The sequence below is a fragment of the Streptomyces sp. NPDC047917 genome (assembly GCF_043204345.1).
In the GTDB taxonomy this organism is placed as follows: Bacteria; Actinomycetota; Actinomycetes; order Streptomycetales; family Streptomycetaceae; genus Streptomyces; species Streptomyces sanglieri.
This window is the reverse complement of sequence record NZ_JBIDCA010000009.1, coordinates 429549-442794: the sequence shown is the minus strand read 5'-3', so window position 1 is coordinate 442794 and position 13246 is coordinate 429549. Positions and strand designations below refer to the sequence as shown.

Here is a 13246-nt window from a genome sequence, read left to right as displayed (position 1 = left end):
CCAGCGAGAAGTCCCCGAAACCCTTCTGGAGGGCGAGCTCGCGCACCGCCGCGTACGACCCCGCGAACCCGATCGCGGCGATGAGCACCGCTCCGGCGACCACGAGACCGATGAGTATCCGGTGGGTGCGTGTCAGCTGCATCGCGGCCACCCGCGTTCCCTCCCCGTTTCCCGTATCCGACGTCAGGTTCTGGCGTCGTGCTGTGACTTCTGGCGGGCACAGCCTGGCACATGGGGGCGCGGGGCATTGCGCGGGGAGGGGCGAAGCCCGGCGCTCGGGGGAGCGCCGGGCTTCGTGAAACCGTCTCCGGGCCGGAGCGTGGCCGGCTCGTCGGACGGGCCGGATGCCGCTAGCCGGCCGTCTTGACGGACGACTTGTGGGCGGAGGTCTTCTTCTTGTCCGTCGACTTCTTGCTGTCGTCGGACTTGTCGTCCTCGGTCTTGCCGTCCGAGGACTTGGGGTCGTCCGCCTTGTCCGTGGCCTTCTCGCCCGGCGTGGCCGTGCCGGCTGCGACCGCGGCCACCGCTTCCTTGGCCGCCTTCTCGGCGCCCTTCATGATGTCGCCGGCGGAGGGGGTCTTCGCGCCCGCGTAGCCCGCACCGTTGTAGGTGAGGGTGATGACGACGTTCTCCGTGCGGGTCACGACCGTGGCGTACTTGAAGTCCTCGCCGGTCTTGCTGAGGTCGTAGGCGATCGTGCTCGCCTGGTCCCCGATGCCCGTGGCGGGCGCTTCGACGACCTTCTTGGCGCCCTCGGCCGCCTTCGCCTTGTCGACCTGCTTCGCGAAGTCCTGCTGCGCGCGCTTGGCGCCGCTGCCCAGGGCCTGGTCCGATTCGAAGCGGGTGAAGCCGACGTCGAGCCAGCGGTACTGGGAGCCCTTCACACCGTTGTCGTCGAGGCCGTTCCAGGAGCAGCCGGCGCGGGAGGTGATGTCGCTGGAGTTGGCTGCCGTGCCGTTCTTGGACTTCGCCGAGGGAACCAGGGACGTGACCGTCTTCTTGGTGATCGACTTGCACGGGTCGGGCAGCGCGGCGAACTTCGCGGGCTCGACGGTCGGTTCCGCCTTCTTGCTCGCGCTCGGCGATGCGGACGACTCGGACGAGCCCGATTCCTTCTTGTCGCCGGAGTCCGACGAGCAGCCGGCGACGACGAGCATCACCGGGACGGCGGCGCAGGCGAGTATGCGGGAGAGTCGCGGGGCTGAACGGTGCATGGTTCCTTCACTCGGGTGGCGCGGCGGGCGGGCTGCCAGGTGGTCGGGCGGATGGTCGGGCAGGCGGTCGGCCGGGTGGTCGGGCAGGCGGTCGGCCGGTGGATCGGGCAGGAGGTCGGGCGGTCGGGCGGTGGTCCGGAGGGTGTCCGGGAAGCTGTCCCGGAGGGTTTTCCGGAGGGCCACGGTACGACGGACTGCGACCGGATGCCGCCTCGGCCCGGGGGCCCGGTGGTCGGGAGAGACGTGGGTCAGGGGTGCCCGGGACGGGTCATTCGCTGAACTTCTCGACCAGCTTCCGGGCCAGTGCCTGGGCCTTCTCCTGCAGTTCCTTGCTGTCGGGGACCACGGTGGAGACGGACGGCTGCTCGGCGTACTCGACGGTCACGATGACGTTCGATGTGCGGAATACCACCTTCACCGTGCGGTGCTGTGCGGTGGAACCTGCCCGGGTGAGCAGATCGTCCAGAAATGCGCTGTCGCCGAAGTCGTCGAGGACACGCGGCTGAAGGCTCTCGTCCGAGGTGCCGGTGCCGTTGTCGGTGGTCCCGTCGTCGGTGGCGTCGTCCTCGGGGGAGGGGCCGGTCAGGGCGTGCGAGGTGGCGTCGGAGGCGTCGTCGGAGGCGGCGGACGTCTGCTTCTTCCCGTCCTTGCCCTTCTCGGCCTCCTTCTCCTTCGCCGCCGCGCCCTCCGTGCTCTTCGCGGCGTCGGGGGTCGCGGAGGGGGAGGACAGCCCGGCGGCGGTCTCCTTCTTCGTGTACACCTCGCGGGCGCGGTCGTCGTCGCTCACGGCGGGGTCGTAGGACACGACGCGTTCGAAGTCGATGAACAGGGTGTGCGAGGAGGAGGGGTCCTCGGACTTCCAGCTGCAGCCGACCCGGCGGTCGGTGTTGTAGGTGACGGAGGCGGTGCCCTCGTACACCTTCTGCTGCTGTTCCTCGGTGAGTTCGGCGGTGCCCGGGAGCAGGTCCTTCAGTGTCGAGGTCTCGACGGCACGGCAAGGCTCGGGAAGGGTGCGGTACTTGCCGGGGGCCGCGGCGGCGACGGTCTCCTCGCCGGGCTTGCTGTCGGCTGCGGAACCATCGGTTCCGGAGTCGGCGCTGCAGCCGACGACGAGCGCTGCCAGTAGCGCGGTGCCGGTTACGAAGGCCATTCGTCGCACGGTCCTGGGCTCCCTTCGTGCGAAAAACGGTTGCCGCCCGATGGCGGCCGGTGGACACAATGTGTATCGCACGCGCCGCTGTGAATGCCGGTCGACCGACTCATTTGCCGACCTTGGCACCGGTTTTGCGCTTTCAGACTTTTCGGGGGAATCGAGGGACTATGTCTTATGTAGAGGTGCCGGGGGCGAAGGTTCCCATCCGCATGTGGGCCGATCCGGCCTCGGTCGAGGACGTCGCGATGCGGCAACTGCGCAATGTGGCCACGCTGCCCTGGATCAAGGGTCTCGCCGTCATGCCGGACGTCCATTTCGGCAAGGGCGCGACGGTCGGTTCGGTGATCGCGATGCACGGTGCGGTCTGTCCGGCGGCGGTCGGTGTGGACATCGGCTGCGGAATGTCCGCGGTGAAGACCTCGCTGACGGCCAACGACCTGCCGGGCGACCTGTCCCGGCTGCGGTCGAGCATCGAGCAGGCCATCCCGGTGGGCCGGGGCATGCACGACGACGCCGTGCAGCCGGACGGGTTGTACGGCTTCCGGGCGCCGGGCTGGGACGACTTCTGGGGACGGTTCGACGGGGTGGCCGACGCGGTCAAGTTCCGTCAGGAACGTGCCACGAAGCAGATGGGGACGCTCGGATCGGGCAACCACTTCATCGAGTTCTGCCTCGACGAGGCGGGTTCGGTCTGGCTGATGCTGCACTCCGGATCGCGGAACATCGGCAAGGAACTGGCCGACTTCCACATCGGTCAGGCGCAGAAGCTGCCGCACAACCAGGACCTGATCGACCGGGACCTGGCGGTGTTCATCGCCGACACCCCGGAGATGGCGGCGTACCGGAACGACCTGTTCTGGGCGCAGGAGTACGCGAAGCACAACCGGGCCATCATGATGGCGCTCTTCCAGAACGTGGTCCGCAAGGAGTTCAAGAAGGCCAAGGTGACCTTCGAGCCGGTCATCTCCTGCCACCACAACTACGTGGCGGAGGAGCGGTACGAGGGCATGGACCTGCTGGTCACGCGGAAGGGTGCGATCCGTGCGGGGTCCGGGGACTTCGGGATCATCCCGGGGTCGATGGGCACCGGTTCGTACATCGTGAAGGGCCTCGGGAACGAGAAGTCGTTCAACTCGGCCTCGCACGGCGCCGGCCGGAAGATGAGCCGGAACGCCGCGAAGCGGCGCTTCTCGACGCGCGACCTGGAGGACCAGACGCGGGGCGTGGAGTGCCGGAAGGACTCCGGCGTCGTGGACGAGATTCCGGCCGCGTACAAGCCGATCGAGAAGGTCATCGAGCAGCAGCGGGACCTGGTGGAGGTCGTCGCCAAGCTCAAGCAGATCGTGTGCGTGAAGGGCTGAATCGGTTCTTCGCGCGCGATGGACGGAGGGGCCCGGGACGCGGGTGGTGTGTCCCGGGCCTCTTCCTGTCCGTCCTGCCCCGTCCTGCCTTGTCCCCGGTCTGGTCCTGCCCCGTCCTGCTTTGTCCCCGGCCCGGTCCGGCCCGGTCCGTCCCGCTCCGGTCAGGCGGTGCGGTGGACCTTGGAGTTGGAGGCCTGGGCGCGGGGGCGGACGACCAGGAGGTCGATGTTGACGTGGCTGGGCCGGGTGACGGCCCAGGAGATGGTGTCGGCGACGTCGTCGGCGGTGAGGGGGGCGTCGACGCCCGCGTACACCTTGGCGGCCTTCTCGGTGTCGCCCCGGAAGCGGGTGGTGGCGAACTCCTCGGTCTTGACCATGCCCGGGGCGACCTCGATGACGCGGACGGGGGTGCCGACGATCTCCAGGCGGAGGGTCTCGGCCAGGACGTGCTCGCCGTGCTTGGCGGCCACATAACCGCCGCCGCCCTCGTACGTGGAGAGGCCCGCGGTGGAGGAGAGGATGACCACCGTGCCGTCGCCGCTCGCGGTGAGGGCGGGGAGCAGGGCCTGGGTGACATTGAGTGTGCCGATGACGTTGGTCTCGTACATCTGGCGCCAGTCGGCGGGGTCGCCGCTGGCGACCGGGTCGGCCCCGAGCGCCCCTCCCGCGTTGTTCACGAGGACGGCGAGGGTACGGAACGCCGTGGCGAACTCGTTCACCGCGTCGCGGTCGGTGACGTCCAGCTCGTAGGCCGTGGCCTGGTGGCCCGCCTCGTTGATCTCGGCGGCGAGCGCCTCGATGCGGTCCTTGCGGCGGGCGGTCACCACGACGCGGTAGCCGGCGGCGGCGAGCTGCCGGGCGGTCGCGGCACCGATGCCGCTGCTCGCTCCGGTGATGACGGCGATCGGGGTGGCGGCCATGGCGGACTCCTCGGACAGCTGATCGGTACGGGGGTCAGGATAGGCAGGTGCCGGGCTCAGTGGCTGCGGGGGGCGTACATGATCACTGCCATGCCGGCCAGGCAGATCAGCGCGCCGATCACGTCCCAGCGGTCGGGGCGGTAGCCGTCGGCGACCATGCCCCAGGCGATCGAGCCGGCGACGAAGACCCCGCCGTACGCGGCGAGGATGCGGCCGAACTCGCCGTCCGGCTGAAGCGTGGCGACGAAGCCGTAGGCGCCCAGCGCGATGACGCCCGCCCCGATCCAGATCCAGCCCCGGTGCTCACGCACGCCCTGCCAGACCAGCCAGGCGCCCCCGATCTCGAAGAGCGCGGCGACGACGAAGAGGGCGATGGACCGGGCGATCGACATGAGGCAAGCGTGTCATGCGAGGAGAAAGGCGCGCCGAACCGGTCGGTAAATACGGATGATTCGGGGCGATCTGTATCTTCGGGGCATGGTAGTGACACATAGAGCTGCGCGAGCCCTCTCCGCGACGGCGCTGTTGGCCGGGAGCGTGGTGCTGGGGGCGGGGGCCGCGGCGGCCGTCCCGTCTGCGGCTGTGACTTTCCCTGCGGCTGTGACCTCCCGCCCGGGTGTCACCTCCCCTGCGGCCGTGACTTCCCCTGCGGCCGTGACTTCCCCTGCGGCCGTGACTTCCCGTGCGGTCGTGACGCCGTCCGCGGCTGTGACGCCCTTTGTTCTTCCTGAGCCCTTCGTGGGCATTGCGCCCGAGGCCGATGTGTCGCACCACGGGTATGTCCTGCTGTGGGACGCGGGACTCAAGGTCCGGGTGCGGACCGAGAACCACGGCCCGTCGAGTCTGACCGGAGTGACCGTGCGCGTGCGGACCTCGGTGGGGCTCGCCGGACCGCAGGTACTTCCGCAGGGCTGCCTGCGGGCCGACCGGCGGACCGTGCTGTGCCGGACGGGCAGCCTGCACGCCGACGGGGCGCAGGAGCGGCGGATCGCCCTCGAACTGCGGCTCGCCGGGCGGCCGGACGAGGTCGTCGTGCGCGTCGACACCTTGTGGAACGGTGGCGCGAGCGACCGGAACCCCAGGAACAACGACCACAAGGTGCTGGCCCCGGCCACCGGTGACGAGTACGTGTTCTGATACGTGTCCCGAACCCCCGGCGGACGACGCGAAGGGCGATGTGGCGGCCGACGCGAGGGGCGCGTGGTGGGTGACGCGGCGGGTGGTTCGGGTCCGGTGTTCGTGGAGGTCGGCGACGCGGGCCCGGTGCTCGTCGTGGGCCCCGTGTTCATCGGTCGAGTGCGGCCCGCAGGGCCGTCGGGTCGGGGTGGTCGCTCGCCCAGGCGATGTAGCCGTCGGGACGGACGAGCAGGGTGGTGGTGCGGTCGCCCCGCCAGTGGGCGTGCACCAGCGGGGACGGTGATGCCGGAGCGGCGGTGCCGTCGGGGGTGACCAGGACGAACGTGCCGTCGCGCAGCAGTTGGTGCAGGCGGCCCTCCTGGAGGCTCAGGTCGGGGGCACGCTTCGCGGTCAGGGGATGCGTACCACGCGGGGCCCGGTAGGCGATCGAGATGCCGGAGACCATGCCGATGGCCTTGTCCGAGGCGGGGCGGACGGCGGACAGGGTCTTGGAGGTGACGGTCCTGACCGTCCGCTGGAGCGGGGTGCGGGCCATGGCGAGGCGGACCAGCGCGCCGCTGGTGCGGAGCACCATCGTGCCGACCGGGTGCCGTTCGGCGTGGTAGCTGTCGAGGAGCGCTTCCGGGTCGGCCGTCTGTCCCCGTAGCACGGCGGCGAGCTTCCAGGAGAGGTTGGCCGCGTCCTGGAGGCCGGTGTTCATGCCCTGGCCGCCCGCGGGGGAGTGGACATGGGCGGCGTCCCCGGCGAGGAAGACCCGGCCGGTCCGGTAGGACGGGGCCTGGCGTTCGTCGCTGTGGAAGCGGGAGATCCAGCGGGCTTCGTGCATGCCGAAGTCGGTGCCGAGGGCGGTGCGGCAGATCTCGCGCAGCTCGTCGAGGTCGACGGGGTCGCTGTCGGCCGCCTGGTGTGCGCGGTCCCACCCCATCACTCGGTACCAGCCGTCGCCGAAGGGCGCGACGAACGCGAAGGCGTCCCCCTCGCCGCTGACCGTCAGGATGTCGGAGGGCTCGTCGGTGAGCCGGACATCGGCGAGGACCATCGACCGGATCACCGATCCGCCGGGGAAGGGGAGCCCGAGCGCATGGCGCACGGGGCTGCGCATCCCGTCGGTGCCGACGAGATAGCGGGCGGTGAGGGTGGTCCGGCTGCCGTCCGCCTCGCGCAGCTCGGCGGTGACGGACTCCGCTGCGGCGCTCTGGTGGAGCGAGATCAGCTCCGTCTCGTACCGGAAGTGGACGCCGGCGGTGCGGGCGCGGCGCTCCAGCAGGTGCTCCACCTCGTACTGCGGGGTGATCAGCACGAACGGGAAGCGGGTGTGCAGCCGGGAGAGGTCGAGCGAGAGCTTCCCGAAGAAGCGCAGGGAAGTGAGGGGGGTGCCCGTCCGGATCAGCTCGTCGGCCAGGCCGCGGCTGTCGAGCAGTTCGAGCGTGCGGGCATGCACGGCGAAGGCGCGCGTCATGTTGTTCGTCCGGTGCGGGCGGCGCTCGACGAGTGTGACGGAGATGCCCTGGGCGGCCAGGTCCCCTGCCAGCAGCAGACCGGTGGGGCCGGCGCCCACGATGAGTACGTCGACGGTTTCGGACGCGGTGCTCGGGGTGGTGGTCATGACTGCCTCCTGGGCCCGTTCATCAGCTGTCACCGATATGCCAACAACTGTTGGTCAACGCTTGTTGGCAACGGTAGCTCCGGTGGGACTGGCATGTCAACGCCTGTTGGCCTACATTTGTTGGCATGACAGAGCCCGCCACCGCGCCTCGACGCTCGGATGCCACCAAGGCCGCGATCCTCGATGCCGCACGCGAGCGGTTCGCCGCCGACGGGTACGAGCGCGCGACCATCCGGGCCATCGCCCGCGACGCGAACATCGACCCGTCGATGGTCATGCGCTACTTCGGCAACAAGGAGGGGCTGTTCGTCGCCGCCTCCTCGATCGACCTGCGGATCCCCGAGCTGGGCGCGCTGCCGGGCAAGCACGTGGGTGCGGTGCTGGTCGGGCATTTCCTGGACCGCTGGGAGGGTGACGACGTGCTCACGGGCATGCTCAGGGTCAGCGTCACCAATGAAGCGGGCGCCGAGCGGATGCGGGCGATCTTCGCCGGGCAGATCGGTGCGGTCACGGTCGGGGTCTGCCCCGTTCCCGCCGAAGCGGCCCGCCGTGCGGTGCTCGTCGCCTCGCAGATACTCGGAATGGCGCTCGCGCGCTACGTGTTGCGGTTCGGGCCCGCCGTCGAGATGTCGCGCGACGAGGTGATCGCCTGGCTCGCGCCCACCGTCCAGCGCTATCTGACCGCAGAGACGCCGTAGCCGGGCCGGGGCGCCGCGGCGGGGCCGGGTCGCTGTGGCCGGATCCGACCCGACCGGGTCCGACTCGACCGGGTCCGACTCGACCAGAACCGACTCGATCGGATCCGACCCGGCCTGGTTGCTCCTGGCTGTTCCCGACCGGTCCCGACCGGCCCTGGCCTGGTCCGACCTGGTCCGACCTGGCCGGGCCGAGGCGGTTGGTTGCTCCGTACACTCGCTGTATGTCGCAGAAGTCCCAGCCCGGCCGCAGTGCGCTGATGGCCGAGCTGACCGTCGAGTCACGCCGCTACATGGCCGCCTTCGCGCTCTTCAACCAGGCCGTCGCCGACCATCTGCGGCTCCACCCGACCGATCTCCAGTGCCTCAACCTGCTCGGTCTGGAGGCGACGCCGGTCACCACGGGCCGCATCGCGGAGCTGACCGGGTTGACCACGGGTTCGGCGACCCGGCTGGTCGACCGGCTGGAACGGGGCGGGTACGTGACGCGCGAGCGGGACACCGTCGACCGGCGACGGGTGCTCGTCACGACCGTGCCGGAGCGGATGGTGGAGATCGGTGCGGTCTGGGAGCGGCTGAACGGGGCGTGGGCGGCGATGTTCGAGGCGTACGACGACGATGAAGTGGCCCTGCTCATCGCCCACATGCGGCGAACGACCGAGCTGAGCGCGCTACAGGTCGAGTCGCTGCGGGAGGCCGCCGACGGCGCGTGATGGCCGAGGGACGGCGGGGCGCCGAGGTGCCGGGTCGCCGGGGCCCGGGATGCCGGGGTTACGCGCCGTCCGCCGAGGCTATGCGCCGTCCGACGATGTGGGTGCGAACTCCTGGAGGGCCCTCGTGACGATCGCCTCCAGATGGGAGTGGTGGGCGCCCCGCCAGTAGACACGGTCGCACTCCGTGCACTGCGCGAAGACGTCGTACGAGCTCCGGGTGCCGTGCTCCAGCTGATCGCTGACCGTGTCCTTGTCGGCCGCCTTCAGCGGGCCGTTGCAGGCGGTGCACCTGGTCCACGGGGCGAGGTGCGGGGCGAACCGCTCCAGCACATCGCGGAGTTGATTCTCCGGGCGGTCGCTGTAGACGTACGCCCCGGCCCAGATCTCACGCCGGTGCAGCAGCCCCCGGTCCCGTGAGAGCAGTACGCGCCGCTCCTGCGCCGAACGGGCGGCCAGCGCGGGATCGCCGATGTCCTCGCTCTCGTACGCCGCGTCGACACCCAGCAGCCGCAGCCGCCGGGCCAGGGTGCCGAGGTGGACGTCGAGCAGGAACCGCAGGGGCGCGCCCGGGACCTGCTGGGGGCGTGCCACGGCACGAACCTCGACCAGTTCGCCGGCCCCCGGGATGTGTGAGACCGGCACGGGCCGGCCGTCGACCAGGATCTCTCCGGCCTCGGTGAGCGGGATGCCGAGCGACTCCACGACATGGCCGAGGGTGGACGAGCCGTCCGTTGTCACGGCCGTGCGTCCCCGGCGGCGTTCATGCGCGACGAAGAGCCGCAGCTCGGGGGCGACTTCGAGGTGGATCTCCGGTCCGTTCACCCCGCCAGGATGTCATCGGCCGGGGTGTGCCAGCCAGGGGGTTTCGCCGCTCGGGGGTCTCGTCGCTCAGGGGCGGAAAGCCGCGGCGTTCTCCTCGGCCCAGGTGGCGAAGGTGCGGGCCGGGTGGCCGGTCAGCTTCTCGACGTCGCTCGTCACCTCGTCCGGGACGCCGTCCAGGCCGGCCGCGTACGCGAGCAGCGCGTCGGCGATCGGCCCGGGCATGAAGGCGGCCATGGACTCCTTCCAGGCGGCCCCGGTCACGGTGTTGACGGTGACGGGGCGCCCGGACGCCGCCGCCAGCATGCCGACCTGCTCGGCGGCGGTGAGCGATTCGGGACCGGTCAGGTGGTACGCCGCGCCCTGCAGGCGGGGCTCGGTGAGCGCGGCGAGGGCGGCTTCTGCGATGTCGCCGGCATGGATGGGGCTGGAGTGGCTGTTGGGGTGGGGAAGGTCGACGGAGCCATGGGTCCGTACCGGCTGCACCCACTGGAACGCGTTGCTCATGAAGGCTCCCGGGCGCAGCAGCGTCGTGGTGAGGGGCGAGGCGATCGCGGCCTGCTCCACCGCGTGGTGGGAGGAGGCGATCAGGTTCTCCCGGGCGTCCGGGGCCAGGACGGAACTGGAGGAGAGCAGCACGATGTGGCTCACCCCGGCGGTCTCGGCCGCGGAGAGGAAGGCGTCGATGCCGGACGGGTCGGCGTAGAGGAAGACGGAGTCGATGCCGTCGAGAGCGGCCCCGAAAGTGGCCGGATCACCGAGGTCGCAGGCCACGACGGGCACGCCGGCGGGCAGTGCGTCGGCCGTGGCGGCAAGGCCCTCGGGGGTGCGCGAGGCCGCGCGGACGGCGTGGCCGTCGCGGTGCAGCAGCGAGACCAGCGTGGAGCCGATGCGGCCCCGGCATCCGGTGACGAGAGTGGTCATGGTGGAGGAATCCCCTCTGCGGGTACGGCACATATCCTTGCGACACGAATAAGCTGCGTTGCGCAGATAAATATTGCGGGGGAGGGGTGCGGTGTCAAAACAATTTCGGACGTCCTGGAGCACCGCCCCTGGAGCCCTCTTCTCGGAGCACCGTTCTCGGGGCACCGCTCCTGTAGACCCGCCCCTGGAGACCCGCGCCCGGGGCAAGCCTCGGGGGCGGCCCCGGAGGCGGGGTAACCGCGGCTGCGGCTGTAGCTACAGAGCGGAGTGGCCACCCCCGGGGGCAAGGTCGAGGTCGAGGTCGAGCCGCCAGTCGTTGGTCAGCAGCGCATGGCCGGGCGGGTATTCGAAGTCGCACTCGCCGATCAGGGTGAAGCCCGCCTTGCGGCACACCGCGTTCGACGCGGCGTTCTCCACGGACGGGTAGGCGTGCAGGAAGCGGTGCTTGCGCTCGGCGCGGGCCTGCTCGGCGACTGCCCTCGTCGCGGCCGTCGCGATGCCCAGGCCCTGGTACTCGGGGAGGACGGCCCACCCCGTCTCGTACACCTCCTGGCCCTGCCAGGTCCGCTCCCAGAAGCCGATCGTGCCCACCGCTTCGGCCCCGTCCGTCAGCGCGACGCGGAACATCCTGCCCCGGCCCGTGCGGTCCGCGCTCAGCTCCACGTAACGCCCGTGGCGCGCTATGAGCTGCTCCTCCGTCTCGGGGTCGCCCAAGTGATCCATCAGCTCAGGGGCGTTGGCGCGGCGGAGAAGCTCCAGGTCGGCATCCGACCAGGCTTCGATCCGTACGGGAGATGAAGCGGCTCGTTCCATACCGGAACTGTAGGACGCGGCACTGACAGCGGGCGGTCAGCGCGGGGCGAACGCCGTCGGAGGCACGCCGACCGTGGCGGTGAAGTCCCTGATCAGGTGGGCCTGGTCGCTGTAGCCGAGTTCCGCGGCGAGCGCCGCCCAGTCCACCTGCGGGTCCGACTCCGCCCGCTCCAGGGCCTCGTGGATGCGGTAGCGGAGGATGACCCACTTGGGGCCGACGCCGACGTACGAGGCGAAGAGCCGCTGGAGCGAGCGCGGCGACAGCCCCGCGGTGCGGGCGAGTTCGTCGACACGACGCACCGTGCGGTCCGTGCGCACCAGGTCGGCCAGGGCCACCGCGCGTTCGGCCTGCGGGTCGGGTTCCGGGCCGAGCGCCAGCAGGTACCGGTCGAGCGCCGCCACCCGCGCGTCCTCGTCCGCCGGGCCGAGGATGTCGGACGGCGGGGCGGGCGGGGCGAACACCTCCTCGGCGGGGAGCCGCCGCCCCGTCCAGTCCGAGACCGGCCGGTCCGGTGCGAACGGCCGGAAGCCACCGGGCCGGAACTTCACTCCGCAGACCCGGCCCCGGCGCTCCAGCTTCTGCGTGAAGAGTTCCAGCCCGATGCCCGAGACCTCGACGAACCCGGCGGGACCGGGCCGGGCCGTGCCGTCGTCCTGCTCGAACCGCTGGAAGACCAGGTTCACGGATGGGTGCGGCACCACATGGGAGGCGTACGGCTGGGACAGATCCCAGTCGATGAGCCAGTAGTTGTCGATGTACGGCCGCAGACCGGCGGCGGGTTCACGGCGGCGGAAACGTACCTGGGCGAAGAGTTCGGGGGCGTCGACGATGCCCCGGGTGTCGCGTCGAGGACCGGCCATGGCGGCGATCCTACGATCCATGGACGGCCCGGGCGCGGACGGTGTCGCGTTTCTTCAAGCGCCCGGCCGCCCGGTCGTGCATCGTCGGAGGATGACGAAGATCAGTGAATTGCTGGCCACGGCCGTCGGACCGGCGATGGCGGTGCTGGACGGGATCGACGACGACGGTCTCGATGCCCCCACTCCGTGCGCGGATTACGACGTACGGGCCCTGATCAGCCATCTCTTCCAAGTGGTGGTCAACTTCCAGGCCCTGGCGGCCAGGGAGGAGGCCGACTTCGGTACGACGCCGGACATCGTCACCGGGGACTGGCGGGCCCGGTTCGGCGAGGAGGCGGCCGGGCTGGTGGCGGCCTGGGCCGTGCCCGGCGCGGACGAGGGGACCGCGGGGGCCATGGGGCTCCCGGCCAGGACCGTCGGGAACATGGTGCTGGGCGATCTGACCGTCCACGCCTGGGACCTGGCGCGGGCCACCGGCCAGGAGTTCGCCCCGGCCCGGTCCGTACTGGACGAGATCGGCCCCGCGCTGGCCGCGATGGCTCCGATGGCCCGGGAGGCGAAGGTGTTCGGCGAGCCGCACCCCGTGCCGGAAGGGACTAGCCCCTTCGACGAGGTGCTGGCGCTGACCGGCCGGGACCCCGGCTGGCGGCCCCCCGGCGCCTGACGCCTGCGGTGGGAGGGCGAGGGCCCGGGGCCTCGCCCTCCGGTGCCTCCGGCGTGCCGTAGAGGCCGTCCAGGCTGGTGAACGCGGCGTCGACGACCTCCTCGGCATCCACCAGCATCGCGCTCTCGGCCTGCCTGGCCGCCCGGTGCCCCGGCCTGCCGGGAGACGGGGGCGCCGGGCGTCGTCGCCGCCACCAGCTCTCGCACGCCGCGTAGATGCCGCAGGCGAAGAGCAGCACCGGGATGGACAGGGCCAGCAGGGCGTCGCCCACGGCAGACCTCCTCGCACGCACGGGACCAAGGCAGGTCTCCTGTGCATCGGCAGGTTCGCCGGGCCGGCTGAAGATCTGTGTTCGGCCAATGAGCG

The 13246-nt window shown here is 71.0% G+C and carries 15 protein-coding genes; 5 read left to right on the top strand and 10 right to left on the bottom strand.

Annotation, left to right across the window (positions count from 1 at the left end):
* The 3 genes from ACGF8B_RS24045 to ACGF8B_RS24035 all read right to left on the bottom strand — a co-directional run.
* Nucleotides 1–142: DUF2637 domain-containing protein (locus tag ACGF8B_RS24045; RefSeq protein ID WP_392742052.1), on the bottom strand; the 142-nt coding region annotated here is incomplete at its 3' end.
* 208 nt (nt 143–350) lie between these two features.
* Nucleotides 351–1214, bottom strand: a complete 864-nt coding sequence (locus ACGF8B_RS24040; protein ID WP_392741994.1) for a DUF3558 family protein — start codon at nt 1212–1214, stop codon at nt 351–353.
* A 268-nt stretch (nt 1215–1482) separates the two neighbouring features.
* Nucleotides 1483–2364 carry a DUF3558 domain-containing protein gene (locus tag ACGF8B_RS24035; RefSeq protein ID WP_392741992.1) on the bottom strand — a complete coding sequence of 294 codons (882 nt, stop codon included), beginning with the start codon at nt 2362–2364 and terminating at the stop codon, nt 1483–1485.
* A 170-nt stretch (nt 2365–2534) separates the two neighbouring features.
* Between ACGF8B_RS24035 and ACGF8B_RS24030 the strand changes: the two genes are divergently transcribed.
* Nucleotides 2535–3728 (top strand): RtcB family protein, encoded by a 1194-nt coding sequence (locus tag ACGF8B_RS24030; RefSeq protein ID WP_392741989.1) that lies wholly within the window; start codon nt 2535–2537, stop codon nt 3726–3728.
* A 161-nt stretch (nt 3729–3889) separates the two neighbouring features.
* On the opposite strand, the gene ACGF8B_RS24025 is transcribed toward ACGF8B_RS24030, so the two are convergent.
* Together ACGF8B_RS24025 and ACGF8B_RS24020 are read right to left on the bottom strand one after the other, a co-directional pair.
* Complete coding sequence (locus ACGF8B_RS24025) at nt 3890–4648, bottom strand: SDR family NAD(P)-dependent oxidoreductase (protein WP_259930095.1); 759 nt, start codon at nt 4646–4648, stop codon at nt 3890–3892.
* Between the two features lie 56 nt (nt 4649–4704).
* Nucleotides 4705–5040, bottom strand: a complete 336-nt coding sequence (locus ACGF8B_RS24020) for a YnfA family protein (RefSeq protein WP_392741986.1) — start codon at nt 5038–5040, stop codon at nt 4705–4707.
* Between the two features lie 346 nt (nt 5041–5386).
* Between ACGF8B_RS24020 and ACGF8B_RS24015 the strand changes: the two genes are divergently transcribed.
* The gene (locus tag ACGF8B_RS24015; RefSeq protein WP_392741982.1) at nt 5387–5785 is read left to right on the top strand and encodes a hypothetical protein; all 399 of its coding nucleotides are present in this window, start codon (nt 5387–5389) and stop codon (nt 5783–5785) included.
* 148 nt (nt 5786–5933) lie between these two features.
* Here the strand turns inward: ACGF8B_RS24015 and ACGF8B_RS24010 are convergent, their stop codons facing one another.
* Nucleotides 5934–7391 carry an FAD-dependent monooxygenase gene (locus tag ACGF8B_RS24010; protein WP_392741979.1) on the bottom strand — a complete coding sequence of 486 codons (1458 nt, stop codon included), beginning with the start codon at nt 7389–7391 and terminating at the stop codon, nt 5934–5936.
* Between the two features lie 125 nt (nt 7392–7516).
* Between ACGF8B_RS24010 and ACGF8B_RS24005 the strand changes: the two genes are divergently transcribed.
* A complete protein-coding gene (locus ACGF8B_RS24005; protein WP_392741976.1) occupies nt 7517–8089 on the top strand; it encodes a TetR family transcriptional regulator in 573 nt (190 codons plus the stop codon).
* 221 nt (nt 8090–8310) lie between these two features.
* A complete protein-coding gene (locus ACGF8B_RS24000) occupies nt 8311–8799 on the top strand; it encodes a MarR family winged helix-turn-helix transcriptional regulator (protein ID WP_392741973.1) in 489 nt (162 codons plus the stop codon).
* Between the two features lie 78 nt (nt 8800–8877).
* Here ACGF8B_RS24000 and ACGF8B_RS23995 read toward each other — a convergent pair whose 3' ends face one another.
* The 4 genes from ACGF8B_RS23995 to ACGF8B_RS23980 all read right to left on the bottom strand — a co-directional run bounded on the left by ACGF8B_RS23995 (nt 8878) and on the right by ACGF8B_RS23980 (nt 12216).
* The gene (locus ACGF8B_RS23995) at nt 8878–9621 is read right to left on the bottom strand and encodes a Mut7-C RNAse domain-containing protein (protein WP_392741970.1); all 744 of its coding nucleotides are present in this window, start codon (nt 9619–9621) and stop codon (nt 8878–8880) included.
* 66 nt (nt 9622–9687) lie between these two features.
* The gene (locus ACGF8B_RS23990; protein WP_392741966.1) at nt 9688–10542 is read right to left on the bottom strand and encodes an NAD(P)H-binding protein; all 855 of its coding nucleotides are present in this window, start codon (nt 10540–10542) and stop codon (nt 9688–9690) included.
* Between the two features lie 255 nt (nt 10543–10797).
* Nucleotides 10798–11355 carry a GNAT family N-acetyltransferase gene (locus ACGF8B_RS23985; protein WP_392741964.1) on the bottom strand — a complete coding sequence of 186 codons (558 nt, stop codon included), beginning with the start codon at nt 11353–11355 and terminating at the stop codon, nt 10798–10800.
* Between the two features lie 36 nt (nt 11356–11391).
* Complete coding sequence (locus ACGF8B_RS23980; RefSeq protein ID WP_392741961.1) at nt 11392–12216, bottom strand: DUF6597 domain-containing transcriptional factor; 825 nt, start codon at nt 12214–12216, stop codon at nt 11392–11394.
* Between the two features lie 91 nt (nt 12217–12307).
* On the opposite strand from ACGF8B_RS23980, the gene ACGF8B_RS23975 reads away from it, so the two are divergent.
* The gene (locus ACGF8B_RS23975) at nt 12308–12880 is read left to right on the top strand and encodes a TIGR03086 family metal-binding protein (protein ID WP_392741958.1); all 573 of its coding nucleotides are present in this window, start codon (nt 12308–12310) and stop codon (nt 12878–12880) included.
* Nucleotides 12881–13246: the final 366 nt, after the last annotated feature.

Excerpts from the sequence above, each read along its gene's own strand:
- ACGF8B_RS24025 (WP_259930095.1), bottom strand. The coding sequence starts at position 4,648 with ATGGCCGCCACCCCGATCGCCGTCATCACCGGAGCGAGCAGCGGCATC.
- ACGF8B_RS24005 (WP_392741976.1), top strand. The coding sequence starts at position 7,517 with ATGACAGAGCCCGCCACCGCGCCTCGACGCTCGGATGCCACCAAGGCC.
- ACGF8B_RS24000 (WP_392741973.1), top strand. The coding sequence starts at position 8,311 with ATGTCGCAGAAGTCCCAGCCCGGCCGCAGTGCGCTGATGGCCGAGCTG.
- ACGF8B_RS24010 (WP_392741979.1), bottom strand. The coding sequence starts at position 7,391 with ATGACCACCACCCCGAGCACCGCGTCCGAAACCGTCGACGTACTCATC.
- ACGF8B_RS23980 (WP_392741961.1), bottom strand. The coding sequence starts at position 12,216 with ATGGCCGGTCCTCGACGCGACACCCGGGGCATCGTCGACGCCCCCGAA.
- ACGF8B_RS23975 (WP_392741958.1), top strand. The coding sequence starts at position 12,308 with ATGACGAAGATCAGTGAATTGCTGGCCACGGCCGTCGGACCGGCGATG.
- ACGF8B_RS23985 (WP_392741964.1), bottom strand. The coding sequence starts at position 11,355 with ATGGAACGAGCCGCTTCATCTCCCGTACGGATCGAAGCCTGGTCGGAT.
- ACGF8B_RS24040 (WP_392741994.1), bottom strand. The coding sequence starts at position 1,214 with ATGCACCGTTCAGCCCCGCGACTCTCCCGCATACTCGCCTGCGCCGCC.
- ACGF8B_RS24020 (WP_392741986.1), bottom strand. The coding sequence starts at position 5,040 with ATGTCGATCGCCCGGTCCATCGCCCTCTTCGTCGTCGCCGCGCTCTTC.
- ACGF8B_RS24030 (WP_392741989.1), top strand. The coding sequence starts at position 2,535 with ATGTCTTATGTAGAGGTGCCGGGGGCGAAGGTTCCCATCCGCATGTGG.
- ACGF8B_RS24035 (WP_392741992.1), bottom strand. The coding sequence starts at position 2,364 with ATGGCCTTCGTAACCGGCACCGCGCTACTGGCAGCGCTCGTCGTCGGC.
- ACGF8B_RS23990 (WP_392741966.1), bottom strand. The coding sequence starts at position 10,542 with ATGACCACTCTCGTCACCGGATGCCGGGGCCGCATCGGCTCCACGCTG.